The organism is Dyella sp. C11 (assembly GCF_003121485.1).
Taxonomy (GTDB): Bacteria; Pseudomonadota; Gammaproteobacteria; order Xanthomonadales; family Rhodanobacteraceae; genus Dyella.
Genome location: NZ_QAVX01000002.1, coordinates 1 through 23,935, shown reverse-complemented (window position 1 = coordinate 23,935; position 23,935 = coordinate 1). Strand labels below are relative to the sequence as shown.

Sequence of the window (23,935 nt, the reverse complement as noted above, 5' to 3'; positions counted from 1 at the left end):
CATCCAAGCATATCGGACAAAGCCCCGAAAACTTGAACCACGTCACATTTACAGGGTGCGCTCCCCAAAAAAAAGGCCCCGTCAGGGGCCTCAAGTAAAACCAAAACAGAGCCTGCGTACAGGGCTTGTATCAAAGGACTCGTTACCAGGTACGCACGTCGGCCACGCCGACGGTGTACGACTGCATTTCGGGATCGAAGCGGAACAGGCGGCCCAGATCGAAGTCCACCGACTGGCCCGGGCCAATGTTGGTGGTACCGGCCGGCCAGCCCTTCTTGCTCTGGATGACCTTGCCCGACGGGTCCTTCGCATCGATGGTGATCTGCGCAGCGGCAGCTTCAGCGCAATGGTTCACCAGCTGGCCGGTCAGGCTGAGACGTGCAGCGGCGCCGGCGCCGACCAGCTTCATCTTGAAATCCTGCACGGCGAAATCGGTCGGGGCGCAGGCAGCGTGCGAGGCCAGCGGGGCCATCAGGAGCAGGGCGGCAGCGATCAGGGTCTTCTTCATAAGGGGGTCCGTGATGAGAGTCAGGTCAAAGGGTCGACATGACACTGATCGGCACAAACCCCGGATTCTTTAGCGCGCGATGCACGAAGCGTTCAGCGTATGGATTTCAGCTCCGTGTGCTCGATGAACCAAAGGCCCGCAAACAGCTTGGGGTCGATGGAATAGCCCTCGGCGGCGCGCTCGAACAGCCACTGGCCGGCCTTCGCGCGTGGCACTTCGTGCACGATGATGTTTTCGCTCTCGTCACCGCCACCCGGGCCGACCTTTTCCAGATCCCAGGCACGCACGAAGGCGATCATCTCGGTGCTCATGCCGGACGACGACGGGCCTTCGTGCACGAATTCCAGCCGGCCGCAGCGATACCCGGTTTCCTCTTCCAGTTCGCGACCCGCCGCCAGCAAGGCGTCTTCATCGCCATGGTCGTGCAGGTCACCAACGAGGCCTGCGGGCATTTCGATGGTGTTCTTGAGAATGGAGACGCGGTACTGCTCGACGAACAGCACATGGTCATCCGGCGTGACGGCCAGAATGATCACCGCGCCACCCGGGTTGTTGCGCTCGGCATATTCCCAGCGACCGCGCTTGCGCAGGCTCAGCCATTTGCCGACGTAAAGGGTTTCGACGGGCGCGTTGGCGTCGGCGGGAATGCGGCTTTCCGGAGCGGTCATCGAGGAGGCCATGCAGCAGGGGAAGGGCTGCATGTTGCCCCTCCCTCATGTCAGCCACAACCTGCACGCCGCTTTATTCCACCGCCAGCTCCACCGGCCGTGGCTTGATGCGCACGGCCCATGCCACGCCCGCGATCAGCAGCGCCACGCCGGCCAACGTGAGTGCACCGGGTGGATGGCCGCGCAACACGAAGGCATAAGCCAGCGCAGCCAGCGTCTCGAACACGATCAACTGTCCCGCCAGCGCCGTCGGCAGGCGTTGGCTGGCAGCGTTCCAGCACAGCGTGCCCAGCCATGAGGCAAACAGGCCAATGGCGGCCATCAGTCCGACGAAACGCCACGGATGCGGACCGAACGGCATCGCAAACGGATGGTTGGCGACCTTCATCAACGACCACAGCAACGCATAGCCGCCCAACGCGAGCGGCAACGTAGCCAGGCCCTGGGCGGTGGCCCATGTGCGTGGGTTACGGTCGGGATGCCGCCGCAACCAGTCGGCGTTGCGCAGCGGATACCACGTCCAGCAGACCACGGCGCCCAGCGCGAGCAGGCCACCTCGCGCATAGCGCCAGAGATCAGCCGTCGATGGCTGATCCAGCGCGGCGAGCTCCGCGCGATTCACGCACGCAATGCCACCGGCGATAAGCACCAAGGACGGCAACAGGGCCAGCCACGGCAGGCGACCATCACGATGGGCATCGCGCAGGTTGGCGCTGATGGCGATGACCACCGGCAGCGTGCCGATGATCATGGTGGGCAGCGGCGCGCCCGCCAGTTGGATGGCACTGGCCAGGCACAGGTAATAAAGCAGGTTGCCCACGGCGGCGAGCTTGAGCGCCTCCATCCAGTCGGCGCGCGCGAGTTGTTGCAGCGCGCGCCTGTCCATCCATGCCAGCGGCAGCGCGATCACGCCAAAGGCGAGATAACGACCCACGGATTGCAGCGCCGCGGGATAGTCCGGCAGCAGCAGCGGGCTGACGAAGACCAGCCCCCACATCAGTCCGGCGGTAAGTGCGTAGAGAATGCCTGTCCACATGGGTGCAGCGTGATGAGTGGAGGCGGTGTCGTCTTGTACGAGATTGCGGTCGTGTCGCCGCTGTCCTGGTGGCTCTATGCCGATAACCATCTCGACAGGCAGCTACCTTTGTGGGAGCGCACCCTGTGCGCGACGGCCCCCCTCAACTCACCGCGAGATTCGTCGCGCACAGGGTGCGCTCCCACAGGTGGAGGGATGCGTCGCTAGAGACGCAACGCGCGCTGATATCGCGCAGGCGTCACGCCATAGCGACGCGCGAAGGCGCGCGTCAAATGCGCCTGATCCGCCAGTCCCACGGCAGCAGCCACCTGCGCGGGCGCCTCACCTCGTGAGAGCTGGCGCTTCGCCTCCGCAAGCCGGAACGCCATCAACATCTGCTGTGGCGTGGCGTGGTGCTGCGCCTGGAACTGACGCAGGAAATGGAACGGGCTCAGGCCGGCGACGGCTGCCAGTTCATCGAGTGTCAGGCGCTGCGAGAGATGCGCGTGGAGGTAATCCACCACCGGCGCGAAGCGCGACGGCGCACCGTCGGAGGCCTTGCGCGGCACCTTCGCATGGCGCCGATAAAGACTCAGCAATTCGTGCAGCAGGCTGTCGAACGCCAGCGGCTCACGTGTCTGCCACAACGCATCGAGCAGCGCGGTAATGCGACGCGCGCTGGGCAGGTCTTCCCGAACCACGTCACTGAACCACCAGCCTGGTTCGCCGGTGACATCCGCGACGACATCCGGCTCGATGTAAGCCATGCGGTAGTGCCAGCCACCTTCGGTTTCGGCGCGCCCGGTATGCAACTCATCGGGGTTCATCATCACCACCGAATCAGCCGGTGCGAGATGATCGGCGCCGCGATAGCGGAAGCGCTCCACGCCCGATTCAATCGCACCCAGGCCGAAGCCGTCATGCGTATGCGGCTCGAACGCATGCCGCACGATGTGCGCGCGATAAAGCTCCACGCCCGGCCTGTGCGCCGCCAGGCGGAATTCGGCGGCATCGCGTTGCGATGGGAAGGTGGAGGGGACGCCTTGCATGGGGCCCATGCTACTGCGGAAAGCCGGTCTCTGTAGGAGCGCACTTGTGCGCGACCGTTGCGCGACAGGCGTATCGTGTCGCTAGCTGGTCGCGCACAAGTGCGCTCCTACAAAAAAACGTCGTGAAATCAGCCTAGCAGTGCCTTCAACCGCGTGCGCGTCAGCGGCCCAAATCGCAACCGTTCGCACAGCGCGTCCATCGCGTCCTGCTCGCCACGCAGCCGTCGCAGCGCGTCCGCTTCCGGTGGCACTGGTGCATCCAGTGCAATGCGCGTGAGACGACGATAAAGCCGTGCCGCTTCCGCATGCTCGCGCAGCTTCACTGCGCAACTGGCTGCGCCACGGATGCGCAGGAACGGCACTTCGTCCACACGTTCCAGCAATGCGTCCAGACTGCCGAAATGCGCCAACAATGCCGCCGCGGTTTTCGCGCCCACACCGGGCACGCCGGGAATGTTGTCCACGGCGTCGCCGCACAGGGCGAGAAAATCCGCCACTTGATGCGGATGCACGCCCATTTTCTCGTGCACGCCGGCCGGACCCCAGCGCAGGTTGCGCGCGTAATCCCACTGCTCGTCGTGTTCGCCGAGCAACTGGCCGAAGTCCTTGTCTGCCGACACGATGACGCTGCGGAAGCCGTGCCCGCGCAGGCTCCACAGCGCGCTGCCGATCAGGTCGTCGGCCTCGAAGGTGTGGTCGATCAGTACCGGTATGCCCAGCGCCAGCGTCACTTCGCGACACAGCACGAACTGGCGTTCCAGATCCGGCGGCGGTAGCTCGCGGTTGGCCTTGTACGCCGGGTAGATCGCGTTGCGAAACGAGGTGGTCAGCGAAGCGTCGAACGCCACGGCCACGTGTTCGGGCTTCACGCGTTCAAGCAGTTCGCAAAGAAAGCGCGTGAAGCCATGCACGGCGTTGACCGGATGGCCGTCCACATCGTGAAACTCGTCCGGCATGGAATGCCAGGCGCGGAATACATAGAGGCTGCCATCGACGAGATGGGCGGCCGGTCGGCTCACGGAGTCCATGTGCTGACCACGTCGGCGAGCCGCGGGCGCTCGCGATCGGGTACGTCGATCTGCGACGTGCCGATGTGCACGAAGCCGATGACCTGCTCGTTGTCCTTCAAGCCCATGATGGCAGCGGCCTCGCGATCATAGGCGGCCCAGCCGGTAAGCCATTGCGCGCCAAAACCCATCGCTTCCGCGGCGAGCAGCAGGTTATAGGCGACGCATCCGGCGGTGAGTTGCTGCTCGATCACCGGCACTTTGCTTTCGTCGTCGGTGCGCGCAATCACCACCACGACAAGCGGTGCGAAGTCGTAGCGGGTTCGGTCTTTCTCGCGCTTGGAATCGGTCATGTGCGGATTCACCCGCAGCGAGAGTTCCGCGAGTTTCTGGCCGAAGGCGAGCTTGTCGTCGCCCTGGATCAACAGCAGGCGAAACGGTTCGAGCTTGCCGTGGTCCGGTACGCGAATCGATGCTTCCAGCATCGCTTTCAGCGTGGCCGCGTCGGGACCGGGTGCGCCCAGTTGGCGGGACGGCACGGAGTGGCGCTGTTCGAGCAGGGAAAGAGGGTGGGACATGGGGAAGTCCGGGGTGGAAAGACCGCGATGCTAACCCAAGGAAGCGCGTGCAAAGATGAGTGGGAAGTGAGGGGCGTCGTGCCAGCCTTTGCTTCCCACTCGCTGCCTGCCTTCAGCTCGCCAGTCGAAACGAACCCGGGAGCAGCGTCTGTACAGTCGTTTCCTGCACGGCGCCGGCGAGATTGCCCAGCCATACCGGCATGGCGTCGTCACACAGTTCGGACATCACCTGGCGGCAGGCACCGCACGGGCTGATGGGACCGGCGGTATCGCCAATCACCGCCAGCGCCGCGAAATCACCGGGACGGCAACCGGCAGCCACGGCGGCGAACAACGCCGTGCGTTCGGCGCAATTGCACAGGCCATAGGAGGCGTTTTCCACATTGCAGCCGGTGAAGTGGCGGCCGTCGCGGGTGACCAGCGCGGCACCGACCAGGAAACGGGAGTAGGGCGCGTACGCGTTTTCACGCGCCTGGCGCGCCAGGTTCAGCAGCACATCGGGAACAACGACATCAGTCATCGGGATCTCCATGGCGGGATCCCCCTCGATACGGTCGCCCAGGGCGCTTTTCGTACCGGTGGCGGGCCAGTTAACTCTCTTGGACACCCGACTGCAAGTGGCTGGTGGCCGGCGTCGCGGGCGCTCAGGTACGATGCCCGGACCTTTCCGCAGGGGATGCACGATGCCGATGACCGTGGCTGCATTGCGCGAAACCGCCGACGGCGAACGCCGTGTGGCGATCACACCGGAAGTGGCCAGGAAACTGCGCAGCAAGGACGTACGCGTATTGCTTGAGCGCGGTGCCGGTGCGGCAGCAGGGTTTCCCGACAGCACGTACACCGACGTCGAATTCGCCGACGCGGACAGCGTACTGGCGCAGGCGGACCTGTTTGCCTGTGTGCTTCCTCCCGACGACAGCGTGTGGGCGCGCCTGCGCGAAGGTGCCGTGGTGGTGGGGCAGTTGCGTCCGTACGGTGCCGCGGCACGCATCGCGGCCATGGGCAAGCGCAAGCTCACGGCGTTCTCGCTGGAGCTTCTTCCACGCACCACGCGTGCGCAGGCGATGGACGTGCTCAGTTCGCAGGCTGCCGTGGCGGGCTATCGCGCCATGCTGATTGCCGCCGAAGCCTCGCCGAAATTCTTTCCCATGCTCACCACGGCGGCGGGCACCATTCGTCCTTCCCGCGTTCTTGTCATCGGCGCCGGCGTGGCGGGCTTGCAGGCTATTGCCACCGCACGTCGCCTGGGCGCGCAAACCGAGGGCTATGACGTACGTCCCGAGACGCGCGAGCAGGTGGAATCGCTGGGCGCGAAGTTCATCGAGCTGGGCGTAAGCGCGGCGGGCAGCGGCGGTTATGCGCGTGAACTCACGGCGGAAGAACGTGCCGCCCAGCAACAGGCATTGGCTGATCACCTCAAAGTGGTCGACGTGATCGTAAGTACGGCGGCGGTGCCAGGGCGTCCGTCGCCGAAGATCCTGACGCGTGCCATGGTGGATGGCATGAAGCCCGGCGCGCTGATCGTCGATCTTGCCGCCGAAGGCGGTGGCAATTGCGAGTTGACTCAGCCCGGCCAACGGGTGGAACACAACGGCGTGGTGATTCTTGGCCCGCTCAACCTGCCTGCCGGCGCACCACTGCACGCATCGGAAATGTACGCGCGCAACGTCTACAACTTTGTCGAACTGCTGGTGCGCGACGGCGCGCTTGCGCCGGATTTCAACGACGAGCTGGTCGCCAAGAGCTGCATCACACGCGAAGGCGAGCCGCATTTCCAGGGTTAAAGGCGTTGATCGGTTGGTGCTGCACGCGCAATGAAAAAAGCCCCGCATAAGCGGGGCTTCTTGTTCAGTGTCGCGGCTTGCCACCTGGCGGTCCCATGGGCGGTCCCATCCCGGGTCCGTCGCGCATTTCCTGATGCCACTGGCGCATCAATTGGTCGCGCTGATCCGGTGACAGCTGCTGGAAGCGCTGAAACGCGGCGTGCAGCTGTGCGCGTTCCTCAGGCGGCAGTTCCTGGAAGCGCTTGCTGTTTTCGCGGGCCTGCTCGCGCTGCTGCGGTGTCATTTTTTGCCACTGGTCGATGCGCTGGCGGATTTCCGCGCGCTGTTCCGGCGGCAGGCTTTTCCACTGCTGCACTCGCTGAAGCATGCGCGACTGATGTTCGGGCGTGAACGAATTCCACTTGTCCGCCAGCGGCGCAAGCATGCTGCGCTCATCGGGTGACAGGTTTTGCCACGAACGCGCGGCCGGCAGCGGTCCTGGCGGCGGCCCCGGAGGGAACGCGCCAGGAGGCGGCGGAAATGCCCCGGGCGGAGGCGGGCCGTGCGGGAAATCTCCCGGCGGCGGACCCGGCGGGAGACTTTGCTGGGCCAGGGCGCTGTGGGCGATGCCGCTGAGTCCGAGGACCAAAAGCAGCGACACGAAAACACGGCATCGACGCATGGTTACCTGCTCGCCTCGCTGTCGCCGTTCTTGGCCAGCCAGCCGTAGAAGTCCATGTTCTGGTACAGCGTCGGATCGGCGGCGGCGGCGTCCGGCGGCAGTTCTTCAACGTCGGCGGCCTGCGTGGCCGTGGTGGGAGCAGCCGTGGGCGTGCGTTGCACCGGCGAGGAAAGGAAAAGGGCGACGAGGGCAATGGCCGCGAACGCACCTGCCGGGAGCAGCAGCTCCAGCAGTCGATGGGCCAATGACGATCCCTTGCCATTGGCGATGGCCTGGTTTCGAGCCGCGCGCAGACGCGCGGCGATGGCCGGGTCGAGTTGGCGCGCCGACTCGCGGTAAAGCTCGCGGGCACGACGTTCGAGGTGGTTTACAGGCGCGTTCATCGCCATTCCTCCAGTTGGTCGCGCAGACGTTGCAGCGCGCGCGACAGATGAGTTTTCACACTCCCTTCCGAACATCCCATGGCCTGCGCGGTTTCCGCCACGTCCAGGCCTTCCAGCACGCGCAGCATGAATGCTTCACGCTGGCGCTGGGGCAGCAGTTTCACGGCCGCTGCCATATCCGCGTACGACTGTGCATCGTTCAACCGTTCCAGCGGTCCCGGCGATGTATCGGCCGGTTCCCAGGCGGGGAGATCCTCGCCGTCTTCGTCACGACCACCCAGCCAGCCCACCATGATCGAGCGCACCTTGCGGCGACGCTGCAGATCCACGATGCGCCGGCGCAGGATGCCCCAGAACAGGGGCGTCCATTCCTGGGCAGGTTTGTCGCTGTAATGCTTGACCAGCCTCAACATGGCGTCCTGGACGGCATCCAGGGCGTCTTCGCGGTGGCCCAGGTTCAGCTCGGCCATGCGGAAAGCCCGGCGCTCGACCTGGGCCAGGAAGGCATTCATGGAAGCCGGGGCTACCCGAACGTCTTCGGCCAGCAGCTCGCTATCCAGCGTGGAGACAGCACTGTTCATGCCGTCCTCATCCGGTTCGTCGGCTCGGCCATCCTGAGACTCCATCGGTACGTCCTTTGTAATCAACGTCCGACGCTCGCACGCGTTGACCCGCAACCGTATAGTGCGGCTTCACCGATGTTCTGGCGGGGAGGGGTCATGATCGACGGTTTCCTGGCGCTTTATATCTTCATGCTGGCCGCTTTCACGGGTTACGAGATCATCGCCCGGGTACCGGTGATTCTCCATACGCCGCTGATGTCCGGCTCCAACTTCATCCACGGCATTGTGCTGGTGGGGGCCATGATAGCGCTAGGGCACGCCCAGACCCCGTTCGAGGTGGGCATTGGTTTCATCGGCGTGCTGCTGGGTGCGGGCAATGCCGCCGGCGGCTACGTGGTGACCGAACGCATGCTGGAGATGTTCAAGGCCAGCAAGCCCGACGCCGGCAAGGAGGCCAAGTAATGGGCCTGCTTCCGGACGTGATCAAGGCCTGTTACTTCCTCGCTGCTCTCCTCTTCATTCTCGGTCTCAAGCGCATGAGTTCACCCCGGTCCGCCCGGGGCGGCATCGTGTGGGCGGGCGTGGGCATGCTGGTGGCGGTGCTTGCCACCTTTGCCCTGCCGGACATGCACAACCGGGGGCTGATCCTGGCAGCCGTACTGATTGGTGTGGCGGCGGCCTGGTGGTCGGGGCGCCGGGTGGCCATGACGGCCATGCCGCAGATGGTGGCGCTCTACAACGGCATGGGTGGTGGTGCGGCTGCCGCCATTGGCGCGGCAGAGCTGTTCAGCTACGCGGGGGCATCCGTGACCTTGCTGGATGGTGGCCAGTTCACCGCCAATGGCGCGAATTCGCCCGGCATCGCCCGGCTGGCGCTGGCCGTGCTGGGTGCGCTGATCGGTTCGGTGAGTTTTTCCGGATCGCTGATCGCCTTCGCCAAGCTGCAGGGCTGGCTGGATCGGCGTTTCGTCTTCCCCGGCCAGCGCGTGGTGAACATGCTGGTGCTGGCCGCGGCCGTGGTGCTGGGCGGCATGATGGTCAGCGGACAGCTCACCGTTCCGGTGATCTCGGCGTTCTTCGTGCTGGCGCTGCTGTTCGGCCTGATGATGACGCTGCCCAGCGGCGGCGCGGACATGCCGGTGGTGATTTCGCTCTACAACGCCTTTACCGGCCTGGCAGTGGCGTTTGAAGGTTTCGTGCTGCAGAACGAGGCGATGATTATTGCCGGCACGGTGGTGGGCGCCGCCGGTACGCTGCTGACGCAGCTGATGGCCAAGGCCATGAACCGTTCGATCGGCAACGTGCTGTTCGGCAATTTCGGCGCCGCTGGTGGAACGGGGCAGGCCATTGCCGGTAGCCAGAAGCCGATCGAGGCGAGCGACGCGGCAGTGATGATGGCCTACGCCGAGCGGGTGGTAATCGTCCCTGGCTACGGCATGGCCGTGGCCCAGGCGCAGCACAAGGTGTGGGAATTCGCCAAGCTGCTGATCGCGCGCGGCGTGAAGGTGAAATTCGCCATCCATCCCGTCGCGGGCCGCATGCCCGGCCATATGAATGTCTTGCTGGCGGAGGCAGGCGTGCCCTACGACCTGATTGCCGACATGGACGACATCAATCCGGAATTTCCGCAGACCGATGTGGCGCTGGTCATCGGCGCCAACGACGTGGTGAATCCGCTGGCCAAGACCGATCCGTCGTCGCCGATCTACGGCATGCCCATCCTGGATGTGGCCGACGCGCGCCAGGTCATCGTGGTCAAGCGCGGCAAGGGCACGGGTTTCGCCGGCATCGAAAACGCGCTGTTCTATGCGGACAACGCACGCATGCTTTATGGCGATGGCCAGGCGGCGGCCAGCGAACTGGTCGCGGCGCTGAAGGCGCTGGACGGCTGAGTTGGCGAACGGCCTTCATCGAGGCCGTTCGTGCTGTCAGTGCTGCCTGGCTGGCGCCGCGTGGCGAAAGGCCACGAAGGCGGCAACGCCCATGCCGGCAACGAACCAGATGTCGTCCGTGGTGGAGCCGGCCAACCGCGAAAGTTCGAGCAGCAAGCCGAGGCCGGCCGTCTTGATGGCATCAACCAATCCCATGCCCATCAGGCCGGCGATGCGGGCCGCGGCCGCCAGCATGTTCACGTAAAGCGCGGCGATGAACATGGCCAGCGCGGCCAACACGGCGGCGTTGCCACCGGCCGGGCGAATCCAGTGGCGGACGGCCTTGCCCAGCAACCAGCCCAGCGGCAATGCCAGCCAGGGCAACGGATGTTGCGAATAAAGCGTGGGCACCATCCACACCGCGCCGGCGGCCATGCCCAGCACCAAGGCACTCACCAACGCGAAAAGCAGGGAAAGCACGGCCCGGATGGTCATGAGAGGCAAGCGACAGGCTGGACTGCGGACACGGTTCTTCCCGGGCGTAAAATGACCATCATAACGCGCTGGGCGAGTCCGCTGTCCCGAACCTTAAGCCCCGGCAGGGCAGGCACGCCCTTGAGTTTGGCCGCTTTCGACCTGATCTGGACGGGCATGGCCGGTCGTCAACCGGCATAATAGACAGCTTGCGTGGCGCATCGCCGCGCCCATCGATGAGATTCAAGCAGGATCGGCATGAGCGGTTTCAGTCTTAGCAGCGAACCTTTCACCCTGGAGCGCGACTGCCAGGCAGTCATGGTGCCCCAGGGCGAGACGGTGAGCCTGCCGGCCGGGCAGATCGGCTACATCACGCAGGCGCTGGGCGGCAGCTTCACCGTCTACGTGGAAGGCAACCTGTTCCGCATTGCCGGCAACGACGCCGATGCACTGGGCAAGGAACCGCCGCCGCCGATCGAGCTGGCCAGCGACGCCACTGATGCCGATGTGGAAGCCCTGGTGTGGCAGCAGCTGCGTACCGTGTTCGATCCGGAAATCCCGATCAACGTGGTGGAGCTGGGCCTGGTCTACGACGTGAGCATGGAGCATCTCATCGAGGACCAGCGCAAGGTCTACGTGAAGATGACCCTGACCGCGCCTGGCTGCGGGATGGGCGACATCCTGGTGGATGACGTGCGTACCAAGCTTGAGCTGATCCCGACCGTCGCCGAAGCCGACGTGGACCTGGTGTTCGATCCGCCGTGGAACCACTCGATGATGTCGGATGCGGCGAAGCTCGAAACCGGCATGCTTTGAAGGCGAAGCCGACGGCCGCCTTGGTGATCGAACATCACGTGGAATGAAGCGAAGGCTGCCGAAGGGCGGCCTTTTTTGTGGCCGACGCATAGGGCTCGCTTGCGCCGGGCACCCACCTTCCTGGCAGTTCGGCAACTCGTGTTCCTTCCCCGCGTCATAGCCTCTTCGAGATGCGCTTGAGCCTCGCCGGCTTTTTTTCGGCGGGATGGCGGTTGTTGTCCACCGCTGGACAATACGACGAAATTTAGCGGCAATTCATTTTTGTGCGGATGGCGTACACATTCGTCAAGATGTTTTGCGCAATATCTTTCGCATTATCTCTGGGCATCGCGAAACGGCGTTGCCGCGACGCGCTAAAACCAAGATCGATATAACTCGCGCCATATAACGATCTGTCTGCTGATTTTCGATATTGAGACGGACGTCACCACTTCGTTCAACATATTGAATAGTGGACGATAAATGCATAGTCCTCTGGGTTGTATGGTTCGCGAAAGGCATCGCAAGAAAAGGCGTTTTCAGGCTCGATTTCGCATTAACTTATCCTCGAGGAGGCGTTTTATACGCCGAGTCGTTTTCATTGACGCTTCGAATTTTCTTGATTAGCGTCAATTAATCCGTGAGCGGGAGGGTTGACGGATGGTCCTTTGGCGGCGCGGGCACCGGCATTCGCCAGGTGTGCGTCGTCTAGCGAGTCTGCGCGTGGGCATGCCGTTCCATGGAATGGCAGGGGGAAAGCAAGTCCGGGCGCCTATCGGATCGCAACACAGTCACGAGGCCTGAAGCCGCCGAATGCGGCGGTGAGTTCATGTGGTGCCGCAGGCACCGCATCGGGTCGGTTCGTCCTCAAAAAACGTCAAGGAGACAAGAATGACTGTTCGTATCGATTTGCGGGGAAAGGCGTTCCGGAAAGCGTTGCTGCCGATGGCGATGTCCTTCGCCATGGCAGGGTCGCTGCATGCGGCCGATAGCGGTTGGGTGGGTGTTCGCACCCAGGCGGCGATGAGCCGCTCGTCGGCACCCGGCACGGCGGCAACCACCGCAGCCACAGGCAACGGCACGTGGACACTGGCCATGCATGGCTCGCCGACGGTGGATGCCGCCACGGTGTCGCCGCTGGAAGCCAGCAAGCCGGTGCACGTGGCGCTGAGCCTCAACCTGCGCAACGTGAATGAGCTGGAAGCGTTCCTGCACGCGGTGAACGACCCGGCCAGTGCGCAGTTCCATCAGTTTCTGACGCCGGCGCAATTCAAGGCGCGTTACGCACCGACGGATGCCCAGGTGGCGCAAGTCATGGCGCACCTGAGCCAGTCCGGTTTCAGCAACGTGCATGTATCGCCCAACAACATGCTGGTCGAGGCGGACGGCAACGCGAACACGGTGAGCACCGCTTTCCGCACCAACATGCGCACCTTCGCATTCGGCGGCAAGCAGCGCATCGCCAACGATTCGGCGGTGCAGGTGCCGGCGGCGCTCGGTGGCATCGTGGATTCGGTGCTGGGCCTGCAGAACCTCAACGTGCCGCACACCATGCATCACATCGCGGGTCCGTCGCACGCGAATGCGAACAGCGTGGGCATCCAGGCGGCGGCTGCGCAGACCTCGCACAGTCCCAAGGATTTCCCGGCAATCTACGACGTGGGCAGCACGCCGACGGCGTCGAGCACCAAGGTCGGCATCATCACCTGGGGTGACATGACCCAGACCATCACCGACCTCAAGACCTTCACCACCGGCGCCGGCATGAGCACGGTGAACACGCAGGTGGTGAAGACCGGCACCAGCGCGTACGCGGACGATCCCAACGGCGACGGCGAATGGAACCTGGACAGCCAGACCATCACCGGTATGTCGGGCGGCGTGAACACGCTGATCTTCTACACCGCGCCGAACTGCGACGCGAACGACAGCTGCCTGACTGATGCCGCCATCACTGCTTCGTACAACCGCGCAGTGACCGACAACATCGCCAAGGTGATTAACGTCTCGCTGGGCGAAGACGAGTCGGCAGCGAACAGCTCCGGTACGCAGGCGGCGGACGACAAGATCTTCGCGCAGGCCGTGGCGCAAGGTCAGACGTTCTCCATCGCATCGGGTGATGCGGGCGTGTACCAGTGGTCGAGCGATCCGACGGAAGGTGCACCGGGCTACGTCGCCAATTCGTCGGGCACGGTGAAGATCACGCTCAGCCACTACTCCGTGAGCGAGCCGGCGAGTTCGCCGAATGTGGTGGCGGTGGGTGGCACTACGCTCAGCACCAGTGGCACCACGTGGAGTGGCGAGACGGTGTGGAACGAAGGCTTGCAGGCCGTCGATCCGAACAGCGGCGACAACAACAAGCGCCTGTGGGCCACCGGTGGCGGCGTGAGCTTGTTCGAAGCAGCACCGAGCTGGCAGACCACCGCGCTGGGTTCCTCCGCAACGATGCGTCAGGTGCCTGACCTTGCGTTCGATGCGGCCGAATCGACCGGCGCCAACATCATCATCCAGGGCCAGAGCTATCAGATCGGCGGCACGAGCCTGGCTTCACCGATCTTTGTCGGCATCTGGGCGCGCATCCTCTCGGCAAACAACAACACGCTGGGTTTGCCGACGCAGAACATGTACGCGCATTTCCCGACCGATGCCTCACCGCTGCATGACGTCACCTCGGGCAACAACGGCTACAACGGTTACGGCTACACGGCGAAGGCCGGCTACGACAACACCACCGGCTGGGGCTCGCTCGACATCGCCAAGTTCAACAGCTACGTGACGCAGTACTGGGGCGGCGGTGGTGGCGGCACCACGGGCGGCACGCCGACGGCGAACTTCAGTTTCGTCACCAATGGCCTGACGGCCAACTTCACCGACAGCTCCACCGACTCGGGCGGCAGCATTACCTCGTATTCGTGGACCTTCGGCGACGGTGGCACCGCGACCACGGCCAGCCCGAGCCACACCTATGCGGCGGCCGGCACGTACAGCGTGACGGAGACGGTGACCGACGGTGCCAGCGGCAAGACGTCGAGCAAGACGTCGTCGGTGACGGTGTCGGGCGGCAGCACGCCCACGCAGCTGATCGTGAATCCGGGCTTCGAGACCGGCACGGCCAGCCCATGGTCGATCAGCTCGGGCGCGCTGTGCAGCAACAGCACGTGCAGCGGTGAGACGGCACACAGCGGCACCTGGTTCGCGTGGCTGGATGGCTACGGTTCCACGCACACCGACACAGTGTCGCAGAAGGTGGCCATTCCCAGCGGCAAGACCTCGGCCAAGCTCACGTTCTACCTGCACATCGACACGGCGGAAACCACCAAATCCACCGCCTACGACAAGCTCACCGTGCAGGTGCTCAACAGCTCGGGCACCGTGTTGAAGACGCTGGCGACGTACTCCAACCTCAACGCTGCATCGGGCTACTCGCTGGCCACCTACGACGTGAGTGCGTACATCGGCCAGACGGTGACGATCAAGTTCACCGGCACGGAAGATTCGTCCGCGCAGACCTCGTTCGTGCTCGACGACGTGAACCTCAACGTGCAGTAAGCGCCATCCGCGTGGCGTAAAACGCAAAAGGCCCGGTCAGGGTGACCGGGCCTTTTGTCATTCGTCCGGGCGAAAGATCAGCCGTTGCTTTCTTCGAAGCGGTTGGCGTCGCGGTTCTTGCGCACCTTCGACGGGTCCCACACGCGGCCATTCATGGTGATGTACACGCCATCGGGCAGCGTCTGCACGGCGGCCACGGCGCAACCGATGTTGAACACGGCATCCGAACCCTGGAAGCGCGCGGGATTGAGCGCGCCGGTAAGCACGATCACCTTGCCCTTGATGTTGGCCAGTTCACGCGCGGTTTCCACCATGGTGTCGGTGCCGTGCGTCACCAGCACGTGGCGATGCGGCTGCGCCTCGATGGTGGAACGCACCAGCGCGCGGTCCTCATCGTTCATGTGCAGGCTGTCCTTGCGCAGGATGGGGATCACGTCGAACTGGAAGGCGACGCCGAGCTGGCTGAGGATGTCGCCGATCTGCGGCGAGCCGATCTTGTAGTCCGACTTGTCGTCGAAGTAGATCTTGTCGATGGTGCCGCCGGTGGTGACGATGGTCAGGTGCTGCATGGTCGGGGTCGCCAGGATGGGGAGGCGGACATTTTAGCGGGTGGGGCGGGTTGGAGCACCCTCGGGTTGTCCAGCCTTCCATGCTTCGCGCTTTTGCTCGCTGCTTTGGCTTTTTGCCCGTCATTCCCGCGAAAGCGGGAATCCAGTGTCGTTGCTCTCCCTAGAGGTTTCCGCGACGTGTAAAGGCACTGGATTCCCGCTTTCGCGGGAATGACGGTGAGGAATCTTCGGGCCTGGCGCCTGGCTGGCGGGTGCTGCCTCAATGCGGCCCGAGCAACAGCGCCGTATCGGTGGCATCCGAAGTGGAAAACCGCGAAAGCCCATGCGCCACGAACCGGCGCAATGCCGCCCCGGCACGCGCGTGGCCGTGCTGCGCACCCCAGGCGTTGTGCCTCGCCAGCAGGGCGGCGGCGGTGGTGCGGGCAAGGGTGAGAGCCAGGCCCCGGGCACCGGCTTCGAGAGTGTCGCGCTGGTTGGCATGCGTCTGCAGATAGGCCGCCGCATCGTGCAGTGCCTTGTGGATGGCCTGGCGTGCCTGCGCATCGATGCTGTCGGCCAGCCAACCCTCGATGGCGATGCACAGGGCGTTGAAATTGTCGCCGGCCAATGCACGCAGGGTGTCGAGCGAAAGCACATTTGTGGTGCCTTCCCAGATGGCATATACCTGCGCATCGCGCAGCAGCTGGGGCAGGCCCGTGTCTTCGATGTAGCCCGCACCGCCGAAGCATTCCAGCGTTTCGGCGCACAGCTTCACGGCCATCTTGCCCGTCCACAGTTTCGCCAGCGGTGTCAGCAGGCGGAGCAGGGCGGCCTCATGCGGTTGCGCCGAACCGTGTTCGACGCGCCCAAGCAAATGCGCCACTTCAAAACTCAGCGCAAACGCGCCTTCGAATTCCGCCTGCATGTCGGCCAGCGTCTGCGCGTGCAGCGGTTGGTCGATCAATCGCTTGCCGAAAGCGCTGCGTCGCGTGGCGTAATCGCGGGCCAGCGAAAGCGCGCGCGCCATGCTGGCGGTGGCGCCCATCGCATTCCATGTGCGCGTGATATTAAGCATCGGCGCCACCTGGCGGACGCCGTTGGCGAGTTCACCCAACGGCCATGCGGGCAGGCCATCCAGGTGAATTTCCGCCGTGGGAAGCTCGTGCGTGCCGAGCTTGTCTTTCAGGCGATCGATGATCAGTTCGGGTTTGCGACGCTCACCATCCATGGTTTCGACGTAGAACAGCGCCAACGCACCGGGACCGCTGCCAGCGCCTTCCGGGCGCGCCAGCCCGAGCGCCATTTCACCGACCACGGCGGAACTGAACCACTTGCGCCCGTACAGGCGCCACTGACCGGAGGCATCCTGTCGCGCCACGGTTTCCGTGTTGCCGACATCCGAACCGCCGGCGTTCTCCGTCATCCACTGTCCGCTGAGCCAGAACGTGGAAGCATCGCGACTGAGCAGATGCGGCAGCGCGCGTTCCATCAACGCCTTGTTGCCGGATGCTTTCAGCGCCGTGGCGGCACCGTCGGTCATCGCCAGCGGACACGAATAGAATTCGCTGGCGACGTGATAGAGATACACGCGTGCAAACTCTTCCAGTCGCGCGTGTTCATGCGCTTCGTGACCGGCAGCCAGCACCGCATGCTGCGTGGTGATATGCGGACCTTCCTGCCACGCCTCGGTGAGTTCGATGCGGTCGACGCGATTGCCCCAGGCATCCCATTGCGTGAGCACGGGCTTGCGGCGGGTGCTGTGATTGGCGCGCTTCCATTCCATCACCGCGTAATCGCCGAGTGCCTGCAGGTCCGGCTCGATGGCGGCAAGACGCGCTGGTGGAAGTGCGCGGCGCAGGGTGGCGCGCAGGAGCGGGTCTTCGCGATACGGGTGGGCGAGTTGCGGCGGATCTTGCAGGAATCCCATGAGCGACTCTCGGCGGACCGGTACCGTCGAGTATAGGGCGCCGGTGACGCAGAGGGACGGTCACGCCGACGCGGGCCGGCGTGACCGTGAAAGGCTTCAGTGCGCTCGCTCGCTGTCCAGGTGCGCCATCTGTGCCGCTGCGTAACGATCACCGGCTGCCGCGCCCCTGGGCACGGCCGCCTCGATGGTGGCGAGATCCTCCGCGCTCAGCGACACGTCGAGAGCGCCCAGCGCTTCCTGCAGCCGGTCACGACGACGTGCACCAACCAGAGGCACGATGTCCTTGCCCTGTGCAGCCACCCACGCGATGGCAAGCTGCGCCACCGACACGTTCTTCGCCTGGGCAATCGTGCGCAGCGCATCGACCAGTGCGAGATTCTGGTCGACATTCCCCGCCTGGAATCGCGGACTCATCGCGCGGAAATCACCTTTGCCCGCGTTGTTCTTATCCCAGTGCCCGCTGATCAGGCCGCGGGATAGCACGCCGTAGGCGGTGATGCCGATGCCCAGCTGGCGACAGGTGTCGAGAATGCCGTCTTCGATGCCGCGCGAGATCAGCGAATACTCGATCTGAAGGTCGGCGATGGGGTGCACGGCGGCGGCGCGGCGAATCGTTTCCGAGCCCACTTCCGAGAGGCCGATGTGACGCACGTAACCGGCCTTCACCATGTCCGCGATGGCGCCGATGGTGTCTTCGATCGGCACGTTGGGGTCCAGGCGTGCGGGACGATAGACATCGATGTAATCCACACCCAGACGCTGCAAGGTGTAAGCGAGGAAATTCTTCAACGCGACCGGGCGCGTGTCGTTGCCACCCCAGCCATTGGCGGGATCGCGCAGCGCACCGAACTTCACGCTGATGATGGTGTTTTCGCGCGGCACGTTCTTCAACGCTTCGCCGATGAGCATCTCGTTGTGGCCCATGCCATAGAAGTCGCCGGTATCGAGCAGGTTGATGCCGGCATCGAGTGCCGCGTGGATGGTGGCGATGCTCTCGGCACGATCGGACGGGCCATACATGCCCGACATGCCCATGCAGCCGAGGCCGAGGGCGGAAACGCTGGGACCCGTGGAACCAAGTTGACGGTGTTGCATGTGCGCATCTCCGAAGGGTAGGGAGGATCGATTCGCAGCGAAGTATGGGGTGGAAGCGGGTGTACGATAATCCGGGCCTATCCACACGACCCGTGCCGGAATCCGCACAATGGAAGAACTTGGCCTTTCCGATATCGAAGCTTTTCTGGCCGTGGCGCGCGCCCGCGGATTTCGTGGTGCGGCGCTGCAGGGGAATGTTTCCGCATCGGCGTTGAGTGCCGCATTGCGGCGCCTGGAATCGCGCCTGGGCGTGCGCCTGCTCAATCGCACCACGCGCAGCGTGACGCCGACCGAAGCCGGCCAGCGGTTGATCGAGCGCCTGACGCCGCTGGTCGGTGAAATCGGCGGTGCGCTCGACAGCATCAACGCGTACCGCGACAGCCCCACCGGCACCTTGCGCCTCAACGTGCCCTCCATCGTGGCGCGCTACGTCTTGCCGCAGATCGCGGCGCGATTCCTGCGCGCTCATCCAGGCATCATGCTGGACGTGGTGACGGACGATGCCTTTGTCGACATGCTGGCCGCCGGCTGCGATGCCGGCATTCGCTACGAGGAGCGTGTGGAGCGCGACATGATCGCCATGCCCATCGGCCCGCGCATGCAGCGTTTCGTGGCGGCGGCGTCGCCGGCGTATCTGGCGGAACGCGGTCGTCCTTCGAAGCCGCAGGATCTGGTGAGCCATGCCTGCATCCGCCATCGCTTTCCCAGTGGCGTCATTGCGGTATGGGAGTTCGAACGTCGCGGAAAAGTGGTGCGCATCCGCCCGGAAGGACCGTTGCTTTCATCCACCACCGAGATGCAGGTGCAAGCGGCGGTGAGTGGGCTCGGCATCATCCACACCTTCGAGGAATTCCTGCAGCCGTCGCTGGCGAGCGGTGCGCTGGTGCCCGTGCTGGATGAGTGGTGCCAGCGCTTCAGCGGCCCGCTGCTGTATTACCCAAGCCGCACGCACATGCCGGCGCCGCTGCGCGCCTTCGTCGATTTCATCAAGAACGAAGGTGCGCAGCGAGGGGACGGTGAAGTGCGCCGGACAAAGTGAAGCGTAGCTGTGAGGCGAGGGCAGGGTTAACCCACCAATAAGAGGCTTAGTCGTTCACTTCTTGCATCGGAATCGATGCGAGGTCACGCGTGTTCTTCTGGACTGCTATGGCAGCAAACAGACTTAGCGCAAAAGCCATTGCATAGAAGCCTTTCTCACTCAGCTGCAGAGTTGCATTCCATAAGCCAACCGCAAGTAGCACGATGGTCAGAATGATGGAAAACCAGGCTAGTCCGAAATAGAGTCCCGTAACGGGTATTCCTTCGGCGCGGTCACGCACACTTTTTTGAATGGAAACGGCTGCAAATAGCCCGAACATAAGCACGGTGAAGTAGTAGCCCTTTTCGTTGAGCGGCATGCCTGCATTCCACAGGCCGAGCAGGTACGCAATAACGCCGAGTAACAGCGCTGCCCATGAGGAGGCAATGAAAGGGCCAGAGGGTTTCTTGGCGGAGGTGTCCATGGACTTTTTCCTAGGATTAAGGTGGCCACCTTGACCTTAGGAGTAAAGCGTTACTGCGTATATCAGATGCATCCTAAGGTTTGTGGAACTTCAAGATGAAGCGGTCCGTGTGTCCCTTGATCGACGGATCGCGAATGCCCTTGGTGTGGTCGTCATCGGGATTGCGCAGCGCGTCGCTCTCGCTGTCGAACTGGAAACCCGCGGCAGCCAGTTCGCTCTTGACGGCAGCCGGGTCGATGCGGTGCAGATCGTTCGTCTTCGATACGCCCGTGCCATCGGCGGCGGCGTGATCCAGCACGATCAGCGTGCCGCCGGGCTTCAGCGCATCGAAAAGCGCCTTGCTCACTTTCGCGATGTCCGCCGGCCCCATGAAGGGGTCGTGCAAGTCGTGCCAGTTCTGCGATGTCCAGATCACGTCGACAGGTTCGGGCAGCTTCAGTTCGTTGACCGGCTGCACCAGCACGCTGACGTTGGCGTATTCGCCTGAGCCAGCAAAGCCGCGCACGCTTTCCAGCCCCTTCGGCGCAGCCTTGTCCATCTCCGAGGGTTGCAGCGCATACACCTTGCCTTTCGGGCCGACCATGCGGCTGAACAGGCGCGTGTAGTAGCCCTTGCCGGGCATCAGATCCACCACGATGTCGCCGGGCTTGATGCCGGTGAAGCCGAGCACCGCAGCGGGATGGCGTTCGTCGTCCAGCGCGCGATCCTCGGCAGGCCTGTTTTTGTCCGCAATGGCCAGGCCCACGAAACTTGGCAATGGATGCGTAGGCGGCGTGGACATCGCGGCGGTGGCGAGCAACAACGTGGACAGCACGAACAGGACAACACGTTTCATGTCTCTTCCTCAGTGCACATAGTTGAGAGCGATGGCCGGCGTGATGGACGACGTCGTGCGATTGCCCGAAGGAATCACGCGCATCCCCACCAGCAGGCCAAGGTTGGGCGACCAGTTGTATTCCACAGCGGGTGCGAAGCCGATGTAACGGTTCGACTTGGCGCCGAGCGCAGGATCGGGTGGAAAGGGATCGGCGTTTGCATATTCCTGGCCACTCACGCGCGTGGAGCTGTTGTGGTTGTAGATCACATCCAGCGCCAGTACCCAGTTTCGCGTAAGGCTGTATTCGGCCGATGCGTTGCCGAACACGTTATCGCCGGGGCGTGCGCGACCGCGAAAGTTTGCGTCGGTGCCGTAGACGCTTGCGCCGTTCACATCCGTGCTGGAGGAGAACGATGCGGACACGTTGAATCGTACGCGCAAGATGCGGCCGTTCGGCATCCATAGATAGGTCTGCGTATTGATGCCGATGGTGGTGGTGTACGCGCCGCTGCCGAGTCCATCGGCGGGGCGATTGCCGAGTCGGTCGTACTTGCCCGAAGGAAACGTTTCCTGCACCTGGATGGCGACGGTCGGTAGCCAGCTGCCCTCATGAAACTGACGCAGGCGGTATTGCGCGGTGAGCGTGATGTCGCCCACCTGCACGCCACTGCTGTTCGGCGCGTTGCTCACGCGGTTGTAGCCGAACACGGGAATCACGCCCATGGTGAAGCGGTCGGCGACGCCGTAGTTGATGTAGGTGCGCGAACCGAAACTGTCGGAACCGCGGCTGGCGACGTCGTAGAGATAGGGCTCCAGCAACATGTGGCCGGGTGGCAGGGTCTCGGCGGAGTTGGCCATCATGGGGCCCGTCCACCAGGCGTTGTCGCGGGTCTGCGGTATTTCCGTGGACGATGCCTCGTCCTGGGCATGAGCACGCTGGCACGTGCCGGGCAAGCAGAGCAGGAACGCCATGCCGAGCACGAAAATCCTTGGGTGCATCAGCGATGTGGGCAGGAATCGCTTCATGGTTGCTGGCTCGTTCGGACGAGCGCAAGCTATGCCCGAAAGTGGTCGGCTGGAATAACCACTTTGGCGCGAGTTTATATAGCCACTCTGGAGCCGTTGCCATGCAGCGCATTCCCGCCGGATTCCTGCCGCCCGTCGCCATGGACGCGGGCAGCGACACGCCCATGTACCAGCAGCTGTCCGACTGGTTTCGCCGCTCCATCAGCAGCGGCCAGCTGCGGCCGGGACAGCGCGTGCCGTCCACGCGGAGCCTTGCCACCGAACTCGGCATTTCGCGCATTCCCGTGCTGGGTGCGTACGAGCAGCTGCAGGCGGAGGGTTTCCTGGAAACCTTCACCGGCGCGGGTACATGTGTGGCGCGTGCCATCCCATCGGATATGACAACCGAGCAAACGAAACGCGTGCGCCCAACGCCTGCCGCATCACCCGGTGGTTCGCGGCGTACGTCCCGTCGTGCTGCCTTGTTGCGATCACCTGAAGCGACATGGCTGGCGAACATGGGGGCTTTCCGCGTGGGCCTGCCTGCGCTGGATGCGTTCCCTTCGGCGTTGTGGTCGAAACTGGTGAGCCGTCATGCACGACACCTGTCGCTGGAATCGATGGGCTACGGCGACCCCATGGGGCATTTGCCGCTGCGCGAGGCTGTTGCCGAATACCTCGGTGCTGCGCGTGCCGTGCGTTGTGATGCGTCGCAGGTGTTGATCACCACTGGTTCGCAACAGGCGCTGCAGATCTGTGCGCATGTGCTGCTGGATGCTGGTGAACGCGTGTGGATGGAAGACCCGGGCTATCCCGGTGCGCACCAGGCCTTGCGCACCGCAGGCGCCGAATTGGTGCCGGTGCCGGTGGATGCCGAAGGCATCGACGTTGCACATGGCGCGCGCGTTGCTGCGGATGCGCGTGCGGTGTACATCTCGCCTTCGCACCAGTTTCCGCTAGGCATGGCGATGAGTGCGTCGCGACGCATGCAGTTATTGCACTGGGCGACACGCAACGACGCATGGATCATCGAGGACGATTACGACAGTGAATACCGCTTCGGCAGTCGCCCCTTGTCGTCGCTGCAAGGTACGGACACGCAGGCGCGCGTGATCTATCTCGGCACCTTCAGCAAGGTGATGTTTCCCGCACTTCGTCTCGGCTACATCGTGGTGCCGAAGGACCTGGTCACGGATTTTTACGCAGGTCGCGATGCCATCGACACGTTCTCGTCGATGCTCTACCAGTCGGTGATGACGGAGTTCATTCGCGAAGGCCATTTCGCGCGGCATATTCGCAGCATGCGCACGCTGTACATGGAGAAACGCATCGCCGTGCATGAGGCGATTGGGCGTTATCTCGGTGGTCGATTGGAAGTGATCGGCACCGAAGCCGGCATGCAGCTGGCGGGTTTGCTGCCCGATGGCGTGGATGATGTGGCGGTGTCGCGCAGGGCGGCAGAAGTGGGTGTTTCGGTGAGGCCGCTGACGCCTTGTTACATCGGAGAGCCGGGGAGGGTTGGGCTCATCCTTGGATATGGTGGCGCGAGTCTGGTGCAGATTGATGAGGGTGTGAGGAAGGTGGCAGGGTGTTTTTAGTTTTTTTTGGGGTGCTCGGCGCTTTGCTTCGTTCTTCGGCCGTCATGCCGCTTTTGCTCACTCTCCCCTTGGGGGGAGAGGGTTGGGGTGAGTCCCGATAAGGGGATAAAGGTCGGGTGCTCGCGGGAATGTTTCTATCCCTCGCCGCCGCCTTTGCGATGACGCCCCTATTCTTCACCACTTTCATCGCAATGATGTTTCTACCCCCACCGCCATTCTTGCGGTGACGTCCCTACCCCTCACCGTCATTCCCGCGAAGGCGGGAATCCAGTGACTTTGCCTTTTCGCTCTTTTGGGTCCTTTCCTCGACCTGGCTCGCCTGCCGCGGGCTTCCGAACTGCTGCCGCAGTCCGGGTCACTTTTCTTTGCTTGCCCAAAGAAAAGTAACCAAAAGAAAAGGCACCCCCACTTGGCGCTGTCTGGGCTTTCAGCCCAGCCAGTCCGTGAGGGGCGGCCGGGCTTTTCGACCGGGCTCCTGCCCGGGCGAAAAGTGCCTGGCGTCCTGCCAGGCACCCCTGCGGGGCCTGCTCGTCCGCCC

Annotated in this window: 24 protein-coding genes; 7 read left to right on the top strand and 17 right to left on the bottom strand. The window is 63.7% G+C overall.

The genetic code is table 11. The annotated features are described in order from the left end of the window. Positions 1-142: 142 nt before the first annotated feature. From DK366_RS02500 to DK366_RS02470, 7 genes are all read right to left on the bottom strand, one after another. Positions 143-508 (bottom strand): hypothetical protein, encoded by a 366-nt coding sequence (locus DK366_RS02500; RefSeq protein ID WP_109123949.1) that lies wholly within the window; start codon positions 506-508, stop codon positions 143-145. A gap of 92 nt (positions 509-600) precedes the next feature. Beyond that, positions 601-1,176: an NUDIX hydrolase gene (locus DK366_RS02495; RefSeq protein ID WP_109124255.1), complete on the bottom strand. Its 576-nt coding sequence runs from the start codon at positions 1,174-1,176 to the stop codon at positions 601-603. Positions 1,177-1,249: 73 nt separating this feature from the next. Beyond that, positions 1,250-2,212: a DMT family transporter gene (locus DK366_RS02490; RefSeq protein ID WP_109123948.1), complete on the bottom strand. Its 963-nt coding sequence runs from the start codon at positions 2,210-2,212 to the stop codon at positions 1,250-1,252. 203 nt (positions 2,213-2,415) lie between these two features. Further along, positions 2,416-3,240, bottom strand: a complete 825-nt coding sequence (locus DK366_RS02485) for an AraC family transcriptional regulator (protein ID WP_109124254.1) — start codon at positions 3,238-3,240, stop codon at positions 2,416-2,418. A 128-nt stretch (positions 3,241-3,368) separates the two neighbouring features. Continuing rightward, the gene (locus tag DK366_RS02480; protein ID WP_109123947.1) at positions 3,369-4,268 is read right to left on the bottom strand and encodes a 5'-3' exonuclease H3TH domain-containing protein; all 900 of its coding nucleotides are present in this window, start codon (positions 4,266-4,268) and stop codon (positions 3,369-3,371) included. Continuing rightward, the gene (locus tag DK366_RS02475) at positions 4,256-4,825 is read right to left on the bottom strand and encodes a nitroreductase (protein ID WP_109123946.1); all 570 of its coding nucleotides are present in this window, start codon (positions 4,823-4,825) and stop codon (positions 4,256-4,258) included. The genes DK366_RS02480 and DK366_RS02475 overlap by 13 nt, the downstream gene beginning before the upstream one ends. Positions 4,826-4,937: 112 nt before the next feature. After that, positions 4,938-5,345: a cytidine deaminase gene (locus tag DK366_RS02470; RefSeq protein WP_109123945.1), complete on the bottom strand. Its 408-nt coding sequence runs from the start codon at positions 5,343-5,345 to the stop codon at positions 4,938-4,940. A 163-nt stretch (positions 5,346-5,508) separates the two neighbouring features. On the opposite strand from DK366_RS02470, the gene DK366_RS02465 reads away from it, so the two are divergent. Beyond that, positions 5,509-6,609, top strand: a complete 1,101-nt coding sequence (locus DK366_RS02465) for an NAD(P) transhydrogenase subunit alpha (RefSeq protein WP_109123944.1) — start codon at positions 5,509-5,511, stop codon at positions 6,607-6,609. Positions 6,610-6,673: 64 nt separating this feature from the next. On the opposite strand, the gene DK366_RS21670 is transcribed toward DK366_RS02465, so the two are convergent. From DK366_RS21670 to DK366_RS02450, 3 genes are read right to left on the bottom strand one after another with little or no spacing between them, the layout of a single operon-like run. Continuing rightward, positions 6,674-7,270, bottom strand: coding sequence for a DUF3106 domain-containing protein (locus tag DK366_RS21670; protein ID WP_109123943.1), 597 nt, complete (start codon positions 7,268-7,270; stop codon positions 6,674-6,676). A gap of 2 nt (positions 7,271-7,272) precedes the next feature. Beyond that, positions 7,273-7,653, bottom strand: a complete 381-nt coding sequence (locus DK366_RS02455) for a DUF3619 family protein (RefSeq protein ID WP_109123942.1) — start codon at positions 7,651-7,653, stop codon at positions 7,273-7,275. Next, a complete protein-coding gene (locus DK366_RS02450; RefSeq protein WP_109124253.1) occupies positions 7,650-8,234 on the bottom strand; it encodes an RNA polymerase sigma factor in 585 nt (194 codons plus the stop codon). Before DK366_RS02450 ends, DK366_RS02455 begins: the two co-directional genes overlap by 4 nt. A 138-nt stretch (positions 8,235-8,372) precedes the next feature. Here DK366_RS02450 and DK366_RS02445 point away from each other — a divergent pair, with 138 nt between their 5' ends. Further along, positions 8,373-8,678: an NAD(P) transhydrogenase subunit alpha gene (locus DK366_RS02445; RefSeq protein ID WP_109123941.1), complete on the top strand. Its 306-nt coding sequence runs from the start codon at positions 8,373-8,375 to the stop codon at positions 8,676-8,678. Next, complete coding sequence (locus DK366_RS02440) at positions 8,678-10,108, top strand: NAD(P)(+) transhydrogenase (Re/Si-specific) subunit beta (protein ID WP_109123940.1); 1,431 nt, start codon at positions 8,678-8,680, stop codon at positions 10,106-10,108. The genes DK366_RS02445 and DK366_RS02440 overlap by 1 nt, the downstream gene beginning before the upstream one ends. Before the next feature lie 36 nt (positions 10,109-10,144). Here DK366_RS02440 and DK366_RS02435 read toward each other — a convergent pair whose 3' ends face one another. Next, positions 10,145-10,582: a hypothetical protein gene (locus DK366_RS02435; protein WP_109123939.1), complete on the bottom strand. Its 438-nt coding sequence runs from the start codon at positions 10,580-10,582 to the stop codon at positions 10,145-10,147. Between the two features lie 237 nt (positions 10,583-10,819). Here DK366_RS02435 and sufT point away from each other — a divergent pair, with 237 nt between their 5' ends. Both sufT and DK366_RS02425 read left to right on the top strand, forming a co-directional pair. Next, entirely contained in the window at positions 10,820-11,377 is a 558-nt protein-coding gene (gene sufT, locus DK366_RS02430; RefSeq protein ID WP_109123938.1) for a putative Fe-S cluster assembly protein SufT, read from the top strand. A gap of 870 nt (positions 11,378-12,247) precedes the next feature. After that, a complete protein-coding gene (locus DK366_RS02425) occupies positions 12,248-14,905 on the top strand; it encodes a protease pro-enzyme activation domain-containing protein (RefSeq protein ID WP_232820879.1) in 2,658 nt (885 codons plus the stop codon). A 77-nt stretch (positions 14,906-14,982) separates the two neighbouring features. Here the strand turns inward: DK366_RS02425 and DK366_RS02420 are convergent, their stop codons facing one another. The 3 genes from DK366_RS02420 to DK366_RS02410 form a co-directional block, all read right to left on the bottom strand. Beyond that, a complete protein-coding gene (locus tag DK366_RS02420; RefSeq protein WP_109123937.1) occupies positions 14,983-15,474 on the bottom strand; it encodes an asparaginase domain-containing protein in 492 nt (163 codons plus the stop codon). 259 nt (positions 15,475-15,733) lie between these two features. Beyond that, positions 15,734-17,380 (bottom strand): acyl-CoA dehydrogenase family protein, encoded by a 1,647-nt coding sequence (locus DK366_RS02415; protein WP_109123936.1) that lies wholly within the window; start codon positions 17,378-17,380, stop codon positions 15,734-15,736. A gap of 96 nt (positions 17,381-17,476) precedes the next feature. Continuing rightward, positions 17,477-18,475 (bottom strand): aldo/keto reductase, encoded by a 999-nt coding sequence (locus DK366_RS02410; RefSeq protein ID WP_109123935.1) that lies wholly within the window; start codon positions 18,473-18,475, stop codon positions 17,477-17,479. Positions 18,476-18,608: 133 nt separating this feature from the next. Between DK366_RS02410 and DK366_RS02405 the strand changes: the two genes are divergently transcribed. Continuing rightward, a complete protein-coding gene (locus DK366_RS02405) occupies positions 18,609-19,514 on the top strand; it encodes a LysR family transcriptional regulator (protein WP_198651410.1) in 906 nt (301 codons plus the stop codon). Positions 19,515-19,560: 46 nt separating this feature from the next. Here the strand turns inward: DK366_RS02405 and yiaA are convergent, their stop codons facing one another. The 3 genes from yiaA to DK366_RS02390 form a co-directional block, all read right to left on the bottom strand. Then, positions 19,561-19,977, bottom strand: coding sequence for an inner membrane protein YiaA (yiaA, locus tag DK366_RS02400; RefSeq protein ID WP_109123933.1), 417 nt, complete (start codon positions 19,975-19,977; stop codon positions 19,561-19,563). A 73-nt stretch (positions 19,978-20,050) separates the two neighbouring features. Next, on the bottom strand, positions 20,051-20,812 hold the full coding sequence (locus tag DK366_RS02395; RefSeq protein WP_109123932.1) for a methyltransferase domain-containing protein: 762 nt from the start codon (positions 20,810-20,812) through the stop codon (positions 20,051-20,053). 9 nt (positions 20,813-20,821) lie between these two features. Then, a complete protein-coding gene (locus tag DK366_RS02390; RefSeq protein ID WP_109123931.1) occupies positions 20,822-21,820 on the bottom strand; it encodes a hypothetical protein in 999 nt (332 codons plus the stop codon). A gap of 101 nt (positions 21,821-21,921) precedes the next feature. Here DK366_RS02390 and DK366_RS02385 point away from each other — a divergent pair, with 101 nt between their 5' ends. Further along, entirely contained in the window at positions 21,922-23,397 is a 1,476-nt protein-coding gene (locus DK366_RS02385; RefSeq protein ID WP_109123930.1) for a PLP-dependent aminotransferase family protein, read from the top strand. Positions 23,398-23,935: the final 538 nt, after the last annotated feature.

What these genes read in the sequence shown, in the direction of transcription:
- DK366_RS02500 (WP_109123949.1), bottom strand. Translation starts at nt 508, where the DNA reads ATGAAGAAGACCCTGATCGCTGCCGCCCTGCTCCTGATGGCCCCGCTG.
- DK366_RS02495 (WP_109124255.1), bottom strand. Translation starts at nt 1,176, where the DNA reads ATGACCGCTCCGGAAAGCCGCATTCCCGCCGACGCCAACGCGCCCGTC.
- DK366_RS02490 (WP_109123948.1), bottom strand. Translation starts at nt 2,212, where the DNA reads ATGTGGACAGGCATTCTCTACGCACTTACCGCCGGACTGATGTGGGGG.
- DK366_RS02485 (WP_109124254.1), bottom strand. Translation starts at nt 3,240, where the DNA reads ATGCAAGGCGTCCCCTCCACCTTCCCATCGCAACGCGATGCCGCCGAA.
- DK366_RS02480 (WP_109123947.1), bottom strand. Translation starts at nt 4,268, where the DNA reads ATGGACTCCGTGAGCCGACCGGCCGCCCATCTCGTCGATGGCAGCCTC.
- DK366_RS02475 (WP_109123946.1), bottom strand. Translation starts at nt 4,825, where the DNA reads ATGTCCCACCCTCTTTCCCTGCTCGAACAGCGCCACTCCGTGCCGTCC.
- DK366_RS02470 (WP_109123945.1), bottom strand. Translation starts at nt 5,345, where the DNA reads ATGACTGATGTCGTTGTTCCCGATGTGCTGCTGAACCTGGCGCGCCAG.
- DK366_RS02465 (WP_109123944.1), top strand. Translation starts at nt 5,509, where the DNA reads ATGCCGATGACCGTGGCTGCATTGCGCGAAACCGCCGACGGCGAACGC.
- DK366_RS21670 (WP_109123943.1), bottom strand. Translation starts at nt 7,270, where the DNA reads ATGCGTCGATGCCGTGTTTTCGTGTCGCTGCTTTTGGTCCTCGGACTC.
- DK366_RS02455 (WP_109123942.1), bottom strand. Translation starts at nt 7,653, where the DNA reads ATGAACGCGCCTGTAAACCACCTCGAACGTCGTGCCCGCGAGCTTTAC.
- DK366_RS02450 (WP_109124253.1), bottom strand. Translation starts at nt 8,234, where the DNA reads ATGAACAGTGCTGTCTCCACGCTGGATAGCGAGCTGCTGGCCGAAGAC.
- DK366_RS02445 (WP_109123941.1), top strand. Translation starts at nt 8,373, where the DNA reads ATGATCGACGGTTTCCTGGCGCTTTATATCTTCATGCTGGCCGCTTTC.
- DK366_RS02440 (WP_109123940.1), top strand. Translation starts at nt 8,678, where the DNA reads ATGGGCCTGCTTCCGGACGTGATCAAGGCCTGTTACTTCCTCGCTGCT.
- DK366_RS02435 (WP_109123939.1), bottom strand. Translation starts at nt 10,582, where the DNA reads ATGACCATCCGGGCCGTGCTTTCCCTGCTTTTCGCGTTGGTGAGTGCC.
- sufT (WP_109123938.1), top strand. Translation starts at nt 10,820, where the DNA reads ATGAGCGGTTTCAGTCTTAGCAGCGAACCTTTCACCCTGGAGCGCGAC.
- DK366_RS02425 (WP_232820879.1), top strand. Translation starts at nt 12,248, where the DNA reads ATGACTGTTCGTATCGATTTGCGGGGAAAGGCGTTCCGGAAAGCGTTG.
- DK366_RS02420 (WP_109123937.1), bottom strand. Translation starts at nt 15,474, where the DNA reads ATGCAGCACCTGACCATCGTCACCACCGGCGGCACCATCGACAAGATC.
- DK366_RS02415 (WP_109123936.1), bottom strand. Translation starts at nt 17,380, where the DNA reads ATGGGATTCCTGCAAGATCCGCCGCAACTCGCCCACCCGTATCGCGAA.
- DK366_RS02410 (WP_109123935.1), bottom strand. Translation starts at nt 18,475, where the DNA reads ATGCAACACCGTCAACTTGGTTCCACGGGTCCCAGCGTTTCCGCCCTC.
- yiaA (WP_109123933.1), bottom strand. Translation starts at nt 19,977, where the DNA reads ATGGACACCTCCGCCAAGAAACCCTCTGGCCCTTTCATTGCCTCCTCA.
- DK366_RS02395 (WP_109123932.1), bottom strand. Translation starts at nt 20,812, where the DNA reads ATGAAACGTGTTGTCCTGTTCGTGCTGTCCACGTTGTTGCTCGCCACC.
- DK366_RS02390 (WP_109123931.1), bottom strand. Translation starts at nt 21,820, where the DNA reads ATGAAGCGATTCCTGCCCACATCGCTGATGCACCCAAGGATTTTCGTG.
- DK366_RS02385 (WP_109123930.1), top strand. Translation starts at nt 21,922, where the DNA reads ATGCAGCGCATTCCCGCCGGATTCCTGCCGCCCGTCGCCATGGACGCG.